We start from the raw sequence: 17,358 nt of genomic DNA, 5'->3' as shown, positions 1-17,358 counted from the left end.
GCGGCACCTGTAAATCGAGCAAGTCGCGACACCACGACGGCGGCGGCGGTCATCATTTTCCCCGGCGTCCGCTACGAATTGCGTCCGCAGGCCAGTGAAGCTCAGCCTGGCAGTCCGGACAAGCCCGGCTCGCCGCCACCTTCCACGCCACATCACTGATAGACGTTGGCGCAATTCCGGGCAGAAGGTTACGGCGAAGTCGCCGAGCCCAACTGTTTCACGCTTTTCCCGGAATCGCTTGCGTTAGTAGTCCTGCAATTCGCAGGCGCTCTGCTCCAGGAAGCGTGACACGATCGGCTTCCAGCTCTCGTCCGGCACGAAGGCGCGGACGACGAAAATGCCTTCCTCGATCGGCGCCTCGACGAAGATCGCGCCCTGCAGATCCTCCGGAAGGTCGCGCCGCACATCGATCATCTGCGCCGGCGTCAGCACCACCGCGTCGAGCTTTTCGCCATTAGCGTTGTGGTCGTTGAAGGAATAGATGTTGTGGCCGTTGCGGTCGTAGACCGAGGCCGACCAGAACGGCACGTCGCCGGGCGCCTTGATCCGAACCAGGCCGTCGGCGAGGTCGAAGCGGCAGGCGGCGGCATAAAACAGCGGGTCGACCGACTTCACCACCGGCGCGCCGCCGGCTTCGGCGTCCAGCCGCGTCATCCTGTAGAGGTCGGAGGCCATCGCCAGCCGCGACCAGGCATCGCGCTCGGAAAATTCCGGCACCAGGAACAGCACGACGATATGCACGATGCCGGCGCCGAGGATGCCGAGGATCAGGGCGTGCAGCAGGCTACGCATTGCAGCCCGCCTTCAGGATGCGCGGCAGCGTCACGTCGGAGAGGCCAGTGCTCGAGGCGATCGGCGTGTCGTAGAAGGTCAGCACGAAATACATCTTGCCGGAGCCGCCGGTGAGCAGCCAGTTGCCGGGGGCCGGGCTGTTGCCGACGGAGACGACGACGGAATTGTCCGGCTGGCGCAGCACTTCGTAGGACTGCAGCGCCGACCGCCTCGATTTGCCGGTGTCGATCACGCCAAGCGACTGGTCGGCGGCATAGAGCGTCCAGAAGCGGGCGGTCGGATAACCGCCCGCGATCGTGTAGGCGCATTCGCGTTTCAGCGGCTGGCCGGCATCGTCGCGCTCGGCGACGAAGGCAAGCCCCTCGGCCTGGCCGAGCGCCAGCACGCCCTCTCGCGCCACACGCGCCTTGGAGTAGGGGTCGGCGGCTAAGGTCCCGACTTCGGGGAAGGCGGTCCATTGGCCGATGCGGATCGCGCCGACGCCATCCTGCGCGTTGAGCGCGTACCAGACGCTGTAGCCGCCAAGCCCGATGGCTATGGCAAGCGAAAGCAGCGTCAGGATGGCGTTCTTGAGCATGAGAGCCGCAAACAGAGGAGGTTGCCCGGGATATCGCGGCGCGGGGTGCTGTGGCAAGCCGGCTTCGCGCCAGCGTGGTCCTAAAGCGCCGAAAGCGTCTCCGGCAAGGCGGGCGCATCGAGCACGGGCGCGGCCTGGAACGCCTTGGTCAATTCCCTCAGCGTCTGGGTGGTGCGGCTGGAAAGCACCGGCGGGCGTTCGGCCTCGACCTGCGCCGCCGTGGCGTCGGCTTCTTTCTTCGCCGCCTCCTCCGCCTTGGCCGCGACCTCCGGATCGACCCATGGATGATCGATACCGGGGATCGGCTTCAGGTCGATATTCTGGTGCGCATAGACCATCAGCCGCTGCCAGACCATTGCCGGCAGCGTGCCGCCGGTCATCTTGTTGGTCGCAGTAAAGTCGTCATTGCCGAGCCAGACGGCGGCCGTGTAATTGCCGGTGAAGCCGACGAACCAGGCATCGCGATAGGATTGCGTCGTGCCGGTCTTGCCGGCGACGACGATGTTGGGAAGCTGGGCGCGCCGGGCGGTGCCGATCACCGGCACCGCCGCCAGCATGGTGTTCATGTATTTCAGCGCCTTTTCCGACAGCACGCGGTGCGGCGGCGGCGCGTCCTTGGTCCAGTCATAGACGACCTCGCCGGTGCGGGTGACGAGCTGGGTGATACCATGGCGTGAGCCGACGAAACCGTTCTGGGCAAAGACGCTATAGCCGGTCGCCTGGTCCATCACCGTCATGCCCGATGTGCCGAGCACCATGGTCTTGTGCGATTCCAGCGGCGATTCGACACCCATCGATTCGGCCATGGCCTTGATTGGACCGATGCCGAGATAATCCTTGGCGAGGCGTACCGGCACCGTGTTGATCGACTTGGCGATTGCCGTGAGCAGCGTGACATTGCCGGCCGACCCGCCACTGTAGTTGTGAGGCGACCAACTGCCCCAGCTGACCGCGCCGCCGGAAACGACCGAATCAGGCGTGAAGCCGTGCTCCATCGCGGTGGCATAGACATAAGGCTTGAAGGATGAACCGGTCTGGCGCAGCGCCTTGGTGGCGCGGTTGAACTGGCTGGTGCCATAGTCGCGGCCGCCGACGATGGCACGCACCGCGCCGTTGGTCTCGATCACCACCACCGCGCCTTCGGTGACGTTGTACTCCTTGCCGAATTGCCGGAGATGGAACTCGACCGACTCCTCGGCCGCCTTCTGGATGTTGGCGTCGAAGGTGGTGTGGGCGACCAGCGAGTGCTGGCCGGGCTTGGCGATCTTCTTGACCTCGTCGAAGGCCCAGTCGAGGAAATAATCCGGGCTCTTCTGCTCGCCGCGGTCGACGACGTCGGCCGGATGCAGCCGCGCCTGCAGCACCTGGCCTTCGGTCATGAAGCCGGCGTCGACCAGGTTGGACAGCACCACATTGGCGCGCGCGCGCGCCGCCGGCAGGTTGATATGCGGGGCGTATTTGGTCGGCGCCTTGAACAGGCCGGCAAGCATCGCCGCTTCGGCCAGGCTCAGGTCCTTGACGCTCTTGCCGAAATAGAAATCCGCCGCCGCCTCGATGCCGAACGTGCCGCCGCCCATATAGGCGCGGTCGAGATAGAGCTGCAGGATCTCTTTCTTGGACAGGTTCGCCTCCAGCCACAGCGACAGGAAGGCTTCCTTGATCTTGCGCTCAAGGGTGCGCTCGTTGGAAAGGAACAGGTTCTTGGCGAGCTGCTGCGTGATGCTGGAGCCGCCCTGGACCACCGAATTGGCGCGCACATTCTCGAAGATCGCGCGCGACAGGCCGAGCACATCGATGCCGTAATGGTCGAAGAAACGCCGGTCCTCGGTCGCCAGCACCGCCTTGATGACGATGTCGGGCATCTCGTCGACCGGTACGGAATCGCGCTGGATGATGCCGCGCTGGCCGATCTCGTTGCCGTAGCGGTCGAGGAAGGTGACGGCGAAGTCGCCCTGGTTGCGCCAGTCGCCGGTGGTGATGTCGAAGGCCGGCATGGCGAGCGCGAGCAGCACCACGAAGCCGCCGGCGCCCATGGTGAAACCCTCGCTCAGCATCTCGATGATGGCGCGGCGCCAGCCATGCACCCGGAAACGGCGGGAAAAGATGGTCGCCGCTTCCCAGAATTCGCGCGCCTTGAAACCGATCTCGTAGAGCGAGGAATCGAGCCACGCATCGAAGCCGAGCAGCGCCGAAGCGATCCGGCCTCTTCTCTTGCGTGGTTTCGAAGGACTTGCCATTCCGACTTCCGCCCCAACGCGCTTTCGCCTGAAAACAGCATGCGGGCAGTTTCAGGTGGCACCCTGTCAAACTATTCGACCATTTTATCACCGCTCACAAGGGCAGCGAAGCCACAGCACAAGCTTTGTTGAACGCTAAGGTTGATTGCACGTTGCGATATCACCGCGCCGCGATGAAGCGCATGAAATGCGCCACATCCGCTTCGCTCGGTTCCAGCCCGGTGAAGGAGCGCAGATAGGCGGCGAGATGGCTGACGCGCGCCTCGACCGGTTCCTTGAGGTCGAGCACGTAATAGCCGATCTGCATGTAATAGAGGACGCGGGCGCGGATGAAGGCGTCCTCGCCGTCATAGCCGTGCCGCCGGTACATATCGCGGATGGCGAGAAGGCGCTCCTCGTCGGCCCGGTCGATGACGCGCCGCACGTCGGCCGAGCGCCGCGCCCATTCGCGGATGGCGAAATCGAGGCGTGGATCGAACAGGCGCTCGTCGGCCCAGCATTCGAACACGTTCATCACGCCCATGATGATGGTCTCGGCCGGCCGGCGCGCCCGCTCGACGATCGCCTTGGTGTTGGTGTCCTGCCAGTGCTTGAGCAACTGGTCGAGCAGATCCTGCCGGCTTTCGAAATACCAGTAGAAGCTCGAGCGCGACACGCCGAGCTTCTGTCCAAGCGTAAGCACCCGCACGCTCTCGATGCCGTCGGAAATCAGCGTCTGCAGCGCCAGGTTGATCCAGTCCGCGCGGGTCACCTTGATATTGCCGGGCGCCGGCTCGTCCTGGCGATTGGTCATGATCATGACCGAACAAGTGGCACGGCGCGGCGTCGTGCGCAAGCTCTGGACAGAAGTGTCTAGACACATGTGTACAGATCATGTATCTTATGGCTTCCAACGAGAGGGAGAAGCTCGTGAAGTCGCACTATCGCGCGGTCGTCATCGGGGGAGGCGTGGTCGGTGCCTCGGTGCTCTATCACCTGACGCGCTTCGGCTGGAGCGACGTGGCGCTGATCGAGCGCGCCGAGCTGACGGCCGGCTCGACCTGGCATGCGGCGGCCGGCTTTCATGCGCTCAACGCCGACCCCAATGTCGCGGCGCTGCAGGACTACACCATCCGGCTCTACCGCGAGATCGAGGCCGAGTCCGGCCAGAATGCCGGGCTGCACATGACCGGCGGCGTCAACATGGCGAGCGACCCGCAGCGCTGGGAATGGCTGAAATCGGCCTGGGCGGTGTTCCAGTCGGTCGGCATCGAGACGGCGCGGCTGGTCACGCCCGACGAGATCAGGGAAATCTGCCCGATCGCCGATGTCAGCGGTGTGCTCGGCGGGCTCTACGATTCCAACGAGGGCCATCTCGATCCCTACGGCACCACGCACGCCTATGCCGGCGCGGCCAGGAAACGCGGCGCCGATGTCATCCTGCGCAACCGTGTCGTCGAGTTGAGGCAGCGTGCCGACGGCGGCTGGGATGTCGTCACCGAGAAGGGCACCATCGTTGCCGAGCACGTCGTCAATGCCGGCGGCCTGTGGGCCAAGCAGGTCGGGCTGATGGCCGGCGTCGACCTGCCGGTGACGCCGATGGAGCATCATTATTTCGTCACCGAGGACATTCCCGAGATCGCCGCGCTCGACAAGGAGATCGGCGTCGTCGTCGATCTGGACGGCTTTTCGTATCTCAGGCAGGAGCGCAAAGGCATCCTGCTTGGCGTCTACGAGCAGAACCCGAAGCACTGGAACATGGACGGCGCGCCCTGGGATTACGGCATCGAGCTGATCCCGGAGGATATCGACCGCATCAGCCCCGAGCTTGCCAAGGCCTATGAACGCTTCCCATGCCTGGCCACCGCCGGCATCCGCAAATGGGTCAACGGCGCCTTCACCTTCACGCCGGACGGCAATCCGCTGGTCGGTCCGGTCAGGGGGCTGAAGAACTATTGGGTCGCCTGCGGCGTCATGGCCGGCTTCAGCCAGGGCGGCGGCGTCGGCAAGTCGCTGGCCGAATGGATGATCCATGGCGAGCCGGAAGCCGACATCTTCGGCATGGACGTCGCCCGCTACGGCGGCTTTGCCGCCAACCGCGAATATCTGCGGCAAACAACGCGCCAGTTCTACGCGCGCCGCTTCGTCATGACCTTCCCCAATGAACGGCTTCCGGCCGGCCGGCCCTTGAAGCGGCCCGGCGGCTATGACGGCATGACGGCCGCCGGCTGCGAATGGACGGCATCGTGGGGACTGGAAATCCCCGCCTATTTCGCGCCGATGGGCTTTCGCGAGGAAACGACGCTGAAGCGCTCCAATGCTTTCGACTTCGTCGGCGACGAGGTGCTGCAGGTCCGCCGCGCCGCCGGCCTTGTCGATACCACGGCCTTCTCGCGCTACGTCGTGTCAGGCCCGGGAGCGGAGGCCTGGCTCGACCGGCTGCTCGCCTGCCGGCTGCCGAAGCCGGGGCGCGCCCGGCTTGCGCCGATGCTTGGGTCTGACGGCCGGCTGAAGGGCGATCTCACCGTGCTCAACTGGGGCGGCGAGTACTGGATCATGGGTTCCTACTATTTGCGCGAATTCCATATGCGCTGGTTCGAGGCGCATCTGACGGATGGCGTCGCCGTCACCGACATTTCCGATGCCGTATCCGGTTTCCTCGTCACCGGCCCGAACGCAAGGAAGATCGTCGAACGCACCACGCATCAGGACCTCTCCGCCAAAGCCTTCCCCTTCATGGCCTGCGCCGCGTTCGACATCGGCATGGTTCGTGCCCGGGTCTCGCGGCTGTCGATCGCCGGCGAGCTTGGCTTCGAGATCAACTGCCCGGCCACCATGCATGCGAGCCTGCGTGAAACGCTGCTTGCCGCCGGCGAGGGTCTCGGTCTTGCCGAGATCGGTTACTACGCGCTGAATTCGCTGCGGCTGGAAAAGAGCTTCGGCATCTGGTCGCGCGAATTCACCCAGGGTTACACGGCCGGCGAGACCGGGCTCGACCGCTTCATCGCTTTCGACAAGGGCGATTTCATCGGCCGCGAGGCGGCGCTCGAAGAGCGCGAGGCCGGTGTCTCGCGGCGCATCGTGACTGTGGAAGTGGATGCCGTCGACGCCGATGCCAGCGGCTTCGAACCGGTCTGGCACGAAGGCCGGCGCGTCGGCTTCGTCACCTCCGGCGGCTATGGCTACACGCTCGGCAAGAGCGTCGCCCTGGCGTTGGTCGATGACGATTTCGCCGGGGAGGGGACCGAACTTTCCGTACACATTGTCGGGGTCGAACGGCCGGCGCGCGTCATCGCGGCCTCGCCCTACGACGCGCAAGGCAAGGCGATGCGGCAATGAGGAGGAACTGCCATGATTGACGAGGCCGCACGTGATCTCAGGCGCGAACGCCGGCGGGGTCGCACCGGCGAGGCAGGCAGCGAGTCTAGCCGGCACCCGAACTACCGGTCGCTGAAGAACCCCTTCCTGCCGCAGCCGATCTTTTCCGACGACCAGGTCGCGGCCATCCACGATACTGCGCTGCGCGTTTTGGAGGAGCTCGGCATCAAGGTGCTGCTGCCCGAGGCGCGTGCGATCTACGCCAAAGCGGGTGCGTTGGTCGACGAAGACAGCCAGATGGTGAAGATCGGCCGCGACATGGTCGAGGCCGCACTTGCCTCGGCGCCGCGCTCGATTCCCGCCCTTGGCGGTGACCGTTCCCGCGATCTCATGCTCGAACTCGGCTCGATGACGTTCCTTGCCGGCTCCGGCGCCCCCAACGTCACCGACCTCGAGCGCGGCCGCCGGCCGGGAACGTTCGCCGCCTTCGAGGAGTTCATCAAGCTGATCCAGCATTTCGACGTGCTGCATATGCTTGGCCCCTGCGTCGAGCCGCAGGACATCGACAACCGCCTCCGCCACTATGCCGTCAACCGGGCACAGCTGACACTGTCGGACAAGTTCCCCTTCGTCTTCGCGCGCGGCGCGCCGCAAGTCGAGGACGGGTTCGAGATGATCCGCCTGGCACGCGGCCTTTCGCAGGACCAGTTCCGCGCCGGCGCCTATTGCTACACCGTCATCAACACCAACTCGCCGCGCCAGCTCGATATTCCGATGGCGCAAGGCATCATCGACTTTGCCAAGGCCGGCCAGGTGCTGGTCATCACGCCCTTCTGCCTGGCGGGCGCGATGGCGCCGATCACGGTCGCCGGCGCGTTGACCCTGCAGCATGCCGAGGCGCTGGCCGGCCTGACGCTTGCCCAGATCGTGCGCCCCGGCGCGCCGGTGGTCTATGGCTCCTTCTCGTCCAATGTCGACATGAAGTCGGGCGCTCCGGCCTTCGGCACGCCGGAACATATCAAGGCGACGCTTGGAGCGGGCCAACTGGCTCGCTACACCGGTCTGCCCTGGCGCTCCGGCGGCGGCAGCGCCGCCAACATTTCCGACGCGCAGGCAGCCCACGAGACGCAGTTCGCGCTATGGGGCTCGGTGCTTGCGGGCGCCACTGTCTGCATCCACTCCGCCGGCTGGCTGGAAGGCGGCCTGAGCGTCTCGCTTGAAAAGCTGATCACCGACATCGAGGCGCTGCAGACGGTCGCCGAGCTTTGCGCCGCGACGCCGGGCGACACGGATGCTATCGGCTTCGAGGCCATCGCCGAAGTGCAGCCGGGCGGCCACTTCTTCTCGGCCGCCCACACCATGGCGCGCTACCGCACCGCCTTCTACGAGCCGCTGGTGGCCGATTGGTCGAATTTCGGCAACTGGACGCAGTCCGGCGGCAAGACGGCGACGGAGCGTGCAACCGGCATCTGGAAGCGGATTCTCGCCGATTTCCAGCCACCGGTCTCCGCTGCCGCCACCGCGGGCGTGCTCGACGAGTTCATCGCGCGGCGCACCGAGCAAGGCGGCGCGGCCCCAGTCTCATAATTTGACGAAAACGTAATAAATTCGAGACCTTCGCCATTCACGTTATAGTCAAGACGATTCGCGATCTGGCATCGGATCGCGAGCGCGGCTACGTTGCCGGAGATTGGCAGCGGTGCGGAGATATGTGTTGGCGATGGACGGTAGATGACGGCGCCTGGCGATTTGATGCAGGCCTTGTTCCTGAGGCTGAAGACCGATGCGTCGCTGTCGGCGCTGCTCGGCGGCGTCGGCCTGCTCGAGCAGGCGAACGACAAAGCCGCCTTTCCGAACGTCACATATGGCCGTACCAGCGCTTTCGACCTCGAGACCGGCGCCGACGACGACAGCGACCAGTTGGTCACCTTGCACGTCTGGTCGAAGGCTCAAGGCGAGGCCGAGACGCGCCTCATCATGGACAGCATCACGGCGCGCCTCGATGGCGCGGCGTTCTCCATCGGATCGCGCGGCCAGACTCGCTTGTCGCTGGAATTCGCCGAAGCACGCTATGATGAGGACCTCGCGGTCCATCACGGCCTGCTGCGCTTTCGCGCGCTAACACAGGAAGCCGCCTGAGACTGACGCCTAAAGCTGCGCCTGGATGGCGGCTTTGTCGATGACCGACCAGACCTCGCTTATGCGGCCGTCGCGGAACTCGTAGAAAACGTTCTCGGCGAAAGAAACCCGCTTGCCGTTGACCGGCAAGCCGAACAGCACACCTTTGGGCCGGCAGTCGAAATGCAGGCGCGCCGCCACGCGCGGCGGCTCCGAGATCAGAAGCTCGATGTTGAAGCGCAGGTCGGGAATGGCCTCGAAATCGCCTTCCAGCATGCGCCGATAGCCCGACAGCCCGATCGTCTCGCCATTATACTGCACCTCCTCGCCGACGAAGCGGCTGAGATTGTCCCAGTCCTGGTCGTTCAGGCAGGCGAGGTAGCCCCGGTAGAGGCCGGCAATATCTTCGCGCGTCATCGCTTGCTCCTATGGTCAGCGGGCCGATCTGCACTAGCTAGTGCAGGGCGCAGAAACCGCATCCAAAAAGCGTAGCGGATCGACCGATTTTCCGGCTATGAATTCGAAGCCGGGCTTGAGGGAGCCACGGCATCGACACTCGCGCAGGGGTATGCCGGACATGAATTTTCGGTTGTTCACCGTTCATTTCACGTTCAGCCCGTATGCGTTAGAACCGTGATCATGAAAAACCTTGGCACCCATCTCCGCAAAGCAGTGCTGGCGCTTGCCGCAGCCGGCCTCTTTGCGTCGCAGGCTATCGCCCTGCCGGTCATCGAGCCGTCGGTCGATCAGCCGGTCGTGCTCGCCGCCGGTGATTGCTATGCGATCGGCCAGCAGGTCGCCGCGCAGAATGGCGGCACGCTGGCCAAGGCGTCGCAGTCGACGCGGGGCGGCCAGCCGGTCTGCGTCATCGTCGTGCTCGTCCCGGGCAAGGACGGCCAGCGTCCGCGACGCTCCGAAATCATTGTCCCGATGGGCTGAGCCCCTCGTTTCCCAGGCCGGCGGAATCGGCCTATACCTCTTACTCAATAGGCTTCGAACCATGCGCGTGCTCGTCGTCGAGGATGACAAGGATCTCAACCGGCAGTTGGCCGATGCGCTGGTCGATGCCGGTTATGTCGTCGACCGCGCCTATGACGGCGAGGAGGGGCACTTCCTCGGCGACACCGAGCCCTACGACGCCGTCGTCCTCGATATCGGCCTGCCGCAGATGGACGGGATCAGCGTCGTCGAGCGCTGGCGCCGCGGCGCCCGTAAGATGCCGGTGCTGATCCTGACCGCGCGCGACCGCTGGAGCGACAAGGTGGCCGGCATCGACGCCGGCGCCGACGACTATGTGACCAAGCCCTTCCACATCGAGGAGGTGCTGGCGAGGGTGCGGGCGCTGATCCGCCGCGCGGCGGGCCATGCCTCTTCGGAACTCACCTGCGGGCCGCTGCGCCTCGACACCAAGGCGTCCAAGGCCGATGTCAACGGCGTGCCGCTCAAGCTTACCTCGCACGAGTTTCGTTTGCTCACCTATCTGATGCACCATATGGGCGAGGTGGTGTCGCGCACCGAGCTGGTCGAGCATCTCTACGACCAGGATTTCGACCGCGATTCCAACACCATCGAGGTGTTTGTCGGGCGGCTTCGCAAGAAGATGGGCATCGACATGATCGAAACCGTGCGTGGCATGGGCTATCGCATGCGTGAGCCGGAGGCGTAACGCGGAACCGCTGAAGCCAACCATGAGAACGCGGCTTTCAAGGCTGCGGCTCTGGCCGCGCTCGCTGACCTTTCGCGTCATCGGCTTTTCCACCATCTGGGCGATCCTGACGCTCATCGTCATCTTCACCCTAATCACCACGCTGTACCGCCAGGCCAGCGAACGTGGCTTCGACAGCCTGCTTTCGGCGCATCTGTTCAACCTGATCGGTTCCGTCGGCATTTCCGACAATGGCGCGCTCACCGGCTCGCCCGACCTCGGCGACCTGCGCTTTTCGGAGCCGAATTCCGGTTGGTATTGGTCCGTAGAAGCTGCCTCCGAGGGCGTCCACGGCGAAATCCATTCCTCCTCGATGACGACCTCGGTCCTCTCGCCAAGTGTCGCAGAGGTTCCTTTCAATGCGAACTTCCAGCGCAGCTATTCGACCAATGGCATCAAAGGCGAGCAGCTCGAGGTCTTCGAGAGCGAGTTCGTGCTCGATGCCAAGAACCGCGCCGCCCGTTTCCGCGTCATGGGCAACCACAGCGAGCTCGAGCAGGAGATCGCGAGCTTCCAGCGCCGCCTGCTCACCTATCTCTCGCTGTTCGGCGTCGGCATGATCGCCATCAACGCCATCGCCATCCTGTTGGGCTTGCAGCCCCTGCGGCGGGTTCGCAATGCGCTCGCCATGGTACGCGAAGGCACGGCGCAGCGCCTCGACGGCCGCTTCCCGGCCGAGATCGAGCCGCTGGCCAACGAGACCAATGCGCTGATCGAGAACAACCGGCGCATCGTCGAACGCTCGCGCACCCAGGTCGGCAACCTTGCTCATTCGCTCAAGACGCCGCTCGCCGTGCTGATCAATGAGGGCCGCGCGCTCGGCGGCGCCAAGGGCCAGTTGATCGCCGACCAGGCCGCCTCGATGCAGAAGCAGGTCGATCATTATCTGCAGCGCGCCCGCGTCGCCGCGCAGCGCAACAGCGTCGTCTTCCGCACCCCGGTTTCGCCGGTGGCCGAGCGCATGGTGCGCGTGCTGCAGAAACTCAACCCACAAACTGGGCTGACGCTGTCGCTGCCGCCAGCCGAGATCGTCTTTGCCGGCGAGCGCGAGGACCTGGAGGAATTGCTCGGCAATCTGCTCGACAATGCGATGAAATGGGCAAAGAGCGCCGTCGCCGTTTCGGTCGCGCTGTCGCCGGGAATGAGCAACCTGTTCGAAATCGTTATAGAGGACGATGGCCCCGGCATTCCCGAGGACAGCGCGCGGGAAGTGTTGAAGCGTGGCAAAAGACTCGACGAGACAAAGCCCGGAACAGGGCTCGGGCTGGCCATTGTCGCCGACCTCGTCAACGAGTATGGAGGCTCGCTGGCGCTGGAACGGTCCGGCATGGGCGGCCTGAGGGCGGTGGTGAGATTGCGGAGCCTTCACTGATGTTTTTTATCGATTTGCGTGCAGCGGCTGACGGCCAAATTTCCGACAAATATCAATACTATGGGCTCAATATCCTCCCCGATCGCGCGGCCCCCAATCCATCTCACTCAAGAAGTGCATTTCGCTCAAGAAGCTCGTCCCGCTCAAGAGAACCGGTTGTTGGCATGAAGATCCGCGTCGCGCTCGTTTCCGCCCTGCTCGCCGTTTCCGGCTGCACGACGCTGGGCAGGGGCGGGCCAGGCTCTCCGGTCACGCCCGTTTCCACGCCGCCGACCGGCGGCAAGGTGTCGACAGGCATCGTCTCGGCCATGAATGGCGGGCTTATCGGCGGATCGATCGGCTCGGGCCTCAGCGATGCCGAAAAGCGCAAGGGGCTGGAAGCGGAGTACAAGGCGCTGGAATACAACACCAGCGGCCAGAAGGTGACGTGGAAGAGCGACAACGCCTCCCATTATGGCGAGGTCGTCGCCGCCCAGCCTTACCGTGTCGGCTCGCAGGATTGCCGCCAGTATACCCACACCGTCTACACCAGCGGCGCGGGTGTCACCGCGCGCGGCACCGCCTGCCGCAATGCCGACGGCAGCTGGACGCCGCTGACCTAGCGCAATTTCAGGAAAAGTGCGCAGCGGTTAGGCTCGGCTTCGCCGTAGCCTTCCGTTCGGAATTGCGTCAAGACAAGGAGATAGCGCGGTTCGCCGTTTCCGTGAAACGGTGAAACGCTCCAGAAGGAAACCGGGCCAGCCTCATTATTCGGTCAGGTTGACGTCGATCAAGGTCAGGCGGTCGATATGCCGCCAAAGCGTCGCACTACGCTTGTGTTGGCAGGGCGGGACTCTGCCTTTATTGGAAGAACCATGCTGTTCTGGGTCATAGCCGCAATCCTCACGCTGGGCGCCAGCCTGGCGGTGCTGTTGCCGCTCACCGGCGGCATGAAGGGCGCGTCGCCGGCTGGCGATCACGACCTCGAAGTCTATCGCGACCAGCTTTCCGAGCTCGACCGCGACACGGCGCGCGGCCTGATCCAGCCGGGGGAGGCCGAAGAGGCGCGCGCCGAGATCGCCCGGCGCATCCTGCGTCTCGGTGCGACTGAGCGACCGGGCGCGGCAACGCTCAAGCCCTCGCGCAGCGCCAGACTGGTCGCCAGCGTGGCCGTGCTTGCCGTTCCCCTGCTGAGCTGGGGGCTTTACGGCATTCTCGGCTCTCCCGACCTGCCTTCGCAGCCGCTGGCCGAGCGTCTCGCCAAGAACCCGGCCGATTCCTCGGTCGACGAGCTGGTCGCGCGCGCCGAGGCGCATCTTGCCGCCAATCCGTCGGACGGCAAAGGCTGGGACGTGCTGGCGCCGATCTATCTTCGCCTGCAGCGCTTTCCCGACGCCGTGACCGCCTATCGCAACGCCATTCGCCTCGACGGCGACAGCGCGGTGCGCCAGTCGGGCCTCGGCGAGGCGATCGCAAGTGCTGCCGGCGGCATCGTTTCGGCCGACGCCCAAAACGCCTTCGAGGCGGCCCTGAAGCTCGATCCGGCCAACGCCAAGGCGAATTTCTACTTGGCGGTCGGCCTTGCGCAGGAAGGCAGGAAGGCCGAGGCTGTTGCCGCCTGGCAAAAGATGCTCGGCCAGCTCGCGCCGGATTCGCCATGGCGCAATGCCGTCCAGCAGGCGCTTGGCGAGGCGGGCGCGCCGGCGGTCGCTGCGGGCACGTCGGCAAACGGGCCGGATGCGCAACAGATGGAAGCCGCCCAGCAGATGTCGCCGCAGGACCGGCAGGCGATGATCGAGACCATGGTCGCCGGGCTCGACGACAAATTGAAACAGAACCCTCGCGACGAGGAAGGATGGATGCGTCTCATTCGTTCCTATGTCGTGCTCGGCAAGTCAGACCAGGCGCGCGACGCGCTCGGCCGTGCTGTCGCCTCCTTTGGGGCGGACAGCGAACAAGCCAAGAAATTCACCGCCTTCGCCGCCTCGCTCGGCGTGACGGCGACGGAGTAGGCGATGACGCGCAAGCAGAAGCGATTGTCGGTGATCCTGGCGGGGCTGGCGTTCCTCGGCGCCGCTGCCGGCCTCACCTTCTATGCGCTCGGCCAGAAGGCGTCCTATTTCTACATGCCCGCCGATCTCGCCGCCGCAAGCGTGCCGCCCGGTCAGCGCATACGGCTCGGCGGTCTCGTCGAGAAGGGAACCATCATGCGCGGGCAGGGCGCCACCGTCGCCTTCTGGGTCACTGACACGCAGAAGTCGGTCAAGGTCACCTATACCGGCATCCTGCCCGATCTGTTCCGCGAGGAGCAGGGCGTCATCACCGAGGGCGCCTTCGGTCCCGACGGCGTCTTCGTCGCCGACAGCGTTCTGGCCAAGCATGACGAGCGTTACATGCCCAAGGAAGTCGCCGATGGCCTGAAGGCCAAGGGTGTCTGGCAGGAAAGCACCAACTGACGATGGTAGAGACCGGACATTTCGCCCTCGTCCTCGCCTTCGCGCTGTCGCTAGTGCAGATGCTGGTGCCGCTCGTCGGCGCCCGCACGGGCAATCAGCGGCTGATGGCGGTCGGCGGTTCCGTCACGGTCGCCGGCTTTGCGCTTACCGCGCTGTCCTTTGCGGCGCTCGCGAGCGCCTATGCCGGCTCCGACTTCTCGGTGGCTAGCGTCTGGGAGAATTCCCATTCGCTGCAGCCGATGATCTACAAGATCACCGGCACTTGGGGAAACCACGAAGGCTCGATGCTGCTGTGGGTGCTGATCCTGACCTTCTTCGGCGCGCTGGTCGCGGTCTTCGGCAACAATCTGCCGGCGACGCTCAAGGCCAATGTGCTGGCCGTGCAAGGCATGATCGGCGCCGCCTTCTTCCTCTTCATCCTGGCGACGTCCAATCCCTTCATCCGCCTCAATCCGGCGCCGATCGAGGGACGCGACCTCAACCCGGTCCTGCAGGATCTCGGCCTCGCCATCCATCCGCCGATGCTCTATCTCGGCTATGTCGGCTTTTCGATCTGCTTTTCCTTCTCGGTCGCGGCGCTGATCGAAGGCCGCATCGACGCCTCCTGGGCGCGCTGGGTGCGGCCATGGACGCTCGTCGCCTGGATGTTCCTCACCGGCGGCATCGCCATGGGTTCCTACTGGGCCTATTACGAGCTCGGCTGGGGCGGCTTCTGGTTCTGGGATCCGGTCGAGAACGCCTCCTTCATGCCTTGGCTTGCCGGCACGGCGCTGCTCCATTCGGCCATCGTCATGGAGAAGCGCTCGGCGCTGAAGATCTGGACGCTGCTCTTGGCCATCCTCACCTTCTCGCTGTCGCTGCTCGGCACCTTCCTGGTGCGTTCCGGCGTGCTGACTTCCGTGCATGCCTTCGCCACCGATCCGGCGCGCGGCGTCTTCATCCTGTGCATCCTGACGCTGTTCATCGGCGGTTCGTTGACGCTGTTTGCGCTGCGTGCGTCGCGGCTGACGGCGGGCGGCCTGTTCCACCCGATCTCGCGCGAAGGCGCGCTGGTGCTGAACAACCTTTTTCTCACCACGGCCACTGCGACAGTGCTGGTCGGCACGCTCTACCCGCTGGCGCTGGAGGCGCTGACCGGCGGCAAGATCTCCGTCGGCGCACCCTTCTTCGACCTGACCTTCGGCCCGTTGATGCTGCCGCTCCTGGCGATCGTGCCCTTCGGCCCGCTGCTTGCCTGGAAGCGCGGCGACGTGATTGCCGCCTCGCAGCGCCTGATGGCGGCCTTTGCGCTGGCGATCGCCGCGATGCTCGTCACCGGCCTGTTCATCAACGGCGCCTCGGTCTTTGCCGCACTTGGCATCGGCCTCGCCGTTTGGCTGGTCGCCGGCGCGCTGACCGACCTTGCCGTCAAATCCGGTGTCGGCTCCGTGGCGCCGGCCCTCATGCTTCGCCGCTTCGCTGGCCTGCCGCGCTCGGTCTTCGGCACGGCGCTTGCCCATCTCGGCCTTGGGCTGACCTTGCTCGGCATCGTCGGCACGCTCTGCTTCGGCACCGAAAAAATCCTCTCGATGCGCCCTGGCGAGACGGTGGAGCTTTCCGGCCACACGCTGCGCTTCGAGGGGTTGTTTCCGCAGAAAGGCCCGAACTTCACCGAGGATCGAGGCCGCTTCCTGCTGATCTCAGATGGCAACGCGGCTGGCGAAATCACCTCGGCAAAACGCTTCTATCCGGTCCGGCAGACGGTGACGACCGAGTCCGGCATCAGGACGCTTGGCTTGAGCCAGCTTTATCTGTCGCTCGGCGACGAGAACAAGGACGGCTCCGTCGTCGTGCGCCTGTGGTGGAAGCCGCTGGTGACGCTGATCTGGGGCGGCGGCCTGGTGATGATGGCGGGCGCGGCCATGTCGTTGCTCGACCGCCGCCTGCGCGTCGGCGCGCCGGCAAAGCGGCGCAAGCCGGCGGCCGTGTTGGCGAGCCCGACATGAGGGCAGGATTTTCACTCGCCTCGCTGGTTCTGCTGCTGATTCTGGTCTTTGCCGGCGCGGCACAGGCGGTGAAGCCCGACGAAGTGTTGCAGGACCCGGCCTTGGAGGCGAGGGCGCGCACGCTCTCGGAAGGCCTGCGCTGCATGGTCTGCCAGAACCAGTCGATCGACGAATCCGACGCCGACCTTGCCCGCGACCTGCGCATCCTCGTGCGCCAGCGTCTCGTCGCCGGCGACACCGACCAGCAGGTGATGGATTACATCGTCTCGCGTTATGGCGAGTTCGTGCTGCTCAAACCGCGCTTCAGCCTGCGCAACGCGCTTCTGTGGGGCACGCCGGTGCTCCTGCTTCTGGCCGGCGGCCTGTTCATTATCATCAGCGCCCGCTCGCGCCGCCCGGCATCGGAGAGCACTCTGAGCGCCGAGGAGCAGGCCGCGCTGGATAAGATGCTGCGCGATTAGCGCCATGATGATTGGCTGCAACTCGCCCCGTGATCGTCATTCCTGGGCGGAGCAAGGCGCGAAGCGACGCGCGCAGACCCTGGAATGACGACGTCACGGAGGTATCCGCCAATCTCCAAGGGCGGCATGCTTTACTCCTTGCGTGTCCGCTCGGCTTCGATCACCGCGTCGATTTCCGTCATTGCCGCCTTGTGAGGCACCACGCGGCCCACCTTTGCGTCGACGATCCCGCGCTTGATCCCTTTGATCATCTTGGTCTCCCAATCGACTGAGACTCGAGTTTGGTTGTTATGGCCTGTGGTCATTTTGAAACCTCGTGATCTCACGCATCGATACCAATCCCCAACATTACAAAACTTTCATGTACCGGAAATGGCGC

Annotated in this window: 16 protein-coding genes; 11 read left to right on the top strand and 5 right to left on the bottom strand. The window is 64.8% G+C overall.

Annotation, left to right across the window (positions count from 1 at the left end; genetic code table 11):
• Positions 1 to 243 precede the first annotated feature (243 nt).
• From RFM98_RS03975 to RFM98_RS03960, 4 genes are all read right to left on the bottom strand, one after another.
• Positions 244 to 792, bottom strand: a complete 549-nt coding sequence (locus tag RFM98_RS03975; RefSeq protein WP_320214330.1) for a DUF1254 domain-containing protein — start codon at positions 790 to 792, stop codon at positions 244 to 246.
• Positions 785 to 1,369, bottom strand: coding sequence for a DUF1214 domain-containing protein (locus RFM98_RS03970; protein ID WP_320307619.1), 585 nt, complete (start codon positions 1,367 to 1,369; stop codon positions 785 to 787). Before RFM98_RS03970 ends, RFM98_RS03975 begins: the two co-directional genes overlap by 8 nt.
• An 80-nt stretch (positions 1,370 to 1,449) precedes the next feature.
• On the bottom strand, positions 1,450 to 3,606 hold the full coding sequence (locus RFM98_RS03965) for a transglycosylase domain-containing protein (RefSeq protein WP_320307618.1): 2,157 nt from the start codon (positions 3,604 to 3,606) through the stop codon (positions 1,450 to 1,452).
• A 160-nt stretch (positions 3,607 to 3,766) separates the two neighbouring features.
• A complete protein-coding gene (locus RFM98_RS03960) occupies positions 3,767 to 4,405 on the bottom strand; it encodes a TetR/AcrR family transcriptional regulator (RefSeq protein WP_320307617.1) in 639 nt (212 codons plus the stop codon).
• A gap of 110 nt (positions 4,406 to 4,515) precedes the next feature.
• Here RFM98_RS03960 and RFM98_RS03955 point away from each other — a divergent pair, with 110 nt between their 5' ends.
• The 3 genes from RFM98_RS03955 to RFM98_RS03945 all read left to right on the top strand — a co-directional run bounded on the left by RFM98_RS03955 (position 4,516) and on the right by RFM98_RS03945 (position 9,042).
• Positions 4,516 to 6,924: a GcvT family protein gene (locus tag RFM98_RS03955; protein ID WP_320307616.1), complete on the top strand. Its 2,409-nt coding sequence runs from the start codon at positions 4,516 to 4,518 to the stop codon at positions 6,922 to 6,924.
• A 12-nt stretch (positions 6,925 to 6,936) separates the two neighbouring features.
• A complete protein-coding gene (locus RFM98_RS03950; RefSeq protein ID WP_320307615.1) occupies positions 6,937 to 8,490 on the top strand; it encodes a trimethylamine methyltransferase family protein in 1,554 nt (517 codons plus the stop codon).
• A 144-nt stretch (positions 8,491 to 8,634) separates the two neighbouring features.
• Entirely contained in the window at positions 8,635 to 9,042 is a 408-nt protein-coding gene (locus tag RFM98_RS03945; protein ID WP_320307614.1) for a DUF3168 domain-containing protein, read from the top strand.
• Between the two features lie 9 nt (positions 9,043 to 9,051).
• Here RFM98_RS03945 and RFM98_RS03940 read toward each other — a convergent pair whose 3' ends face one another.
• On the bottom strand, positions 9,052 to 9,438 hold the full coding sequence (locus RFM98_RS03940) for an ester cyclase (protein ID WP_320307613.1): 387 nt from the start codon (positions 9,436 to 9,438) through the stop codon (positions 9,052 to 9,054).
• Between the two features lie 222 nt (positions 9,439 to 9,660).
• Between RFM98_RS03940 and RFM98_RS03935 the strand changes: the two genes are divergently transcribed.
• The 8 genes from RFM98_RS03935 to RFM98_RS03900 all read left to right on the top strand — a co-directional run bounded on the left by RFM98_RS03935 (position 9,661) and on the right by RFM98_RS03900 (position 16,979).
• Positions 9,661 to 9,960, top strand: a complete 300-nt coding sequence (locus RFM98_RS03935) for a hypothetical protein (protein ID WP_320307612.1) — start codon at positions 9,661 to 9,663, stop codon at positions 9,958 to 9,960.
• A 61-nt stretch (positions 9,961 to 10,021) separates the two neighbouring features.
• Complete coding sequence (locus tag RFM98_RS03930) at positions 10,022 to 10,687, top strand: response regulator transcription factor (protein WP_320307611.1); 666 nt, start codon at positions 10,022 to 10,024, stop codon at positions 10,685 to 10,687.
• Between the two features lie 22 nt (positions 10,688 to 10,709).
• Positions 10,710 to 12,098 carry an ATP-binding protein gene (locus tag RFM98_RS03925; protein ID WP_320307610.1) on the top strand — a complete coding sequence of 463 codons (1,389 nt, stop codon included), beginning with the start codon at positions 10,710 to 10,712 and terminating at the stop codon, positions 12,096 to 12,098.
• Positions 12,099 to 12,262: 164 nt separating this feature from the next.
• The gene (locus tag RFM98_RS03920) at positions 12,263 to 12,700 is read left to right on the top strand and encodes an RT0821/Lpp0805 family surface protein (RefSeq protein ID WP_320214341.1); all 438 of its coding nucleotides are present in this window, start codon (positions 12,263 to 12,265) and stop codon (positions 12,698 to 12,700) included.
• Positions 12,701 to 12,952: 252 nt separating this feature from the next.
• Positions 12,953 to 14,089 (top strand): c-type cytochrome biogenesis protein CcmI, encoded by a 1,137-nt coding sequence (ccmI, locus tag RFM98_RS03915; RefSeq protein ID WP_320307609.1) that lies wholly within the window; start codon positions 12,953 to 12,955, stop codon positions 14,087 to 14,089.
• 3 nt (positions 14,090 to 14,092) lie between these two features.
• Positions 14,093 to 14,533, top strand: a complete 441-nt coding sequence (gene ccmE, locus RFM98_RS03910) for a cytochrome c maturation protein CcmE (RefSeq protein WP_320307608.1) — start codon at positions 14,093 to 14,095, stop codon at positions 14,531 to 14,533.
• A 2-nt stretch (positions 14,534 to 14,535) separates the two neighbouring features.
• Positions 14,536 to 16,518, top strand: coding sequence for a heme lyase CcmF/NrfE family subunit (locus tag RFM98_RS03905; protein WP_320307607.1), 1,983 nt, complete (start codon positions 14,536 to 14,538; stop codon positions 16,516 to 16,518).
• Entirely contained in the window at positions 16,515 to 16,979 is a 465-nt protein-coding gene (locus tag RFM98_RS03900; RefSeq protein ID WP_320307606.1) for a cytochrome c-type biogenesis protein, read from the top strand. Before RFM98_RS03905 ends, RFM98_RS03900 begins: the two co-directional genes overlap by 4 nt.
• Positions 16,980 to 17,358 lie beyond the last annotated feature (379 nt).

The organism is Mesorhizobium australafricanum (assembly GCF_033977265.1).
GTDB lineage: Bacteria > Pseudomonadota > Alphaproteobacteria > Rhizobiales > Rhizobiaceae > Mesorhizobium > Mesorhizobium australafricanum.
The sequence above is the reverse complement of the archived record's forward strand: the minus strand, read 5'-3'. Positions and strand labels throughout refer to the sequence as shown.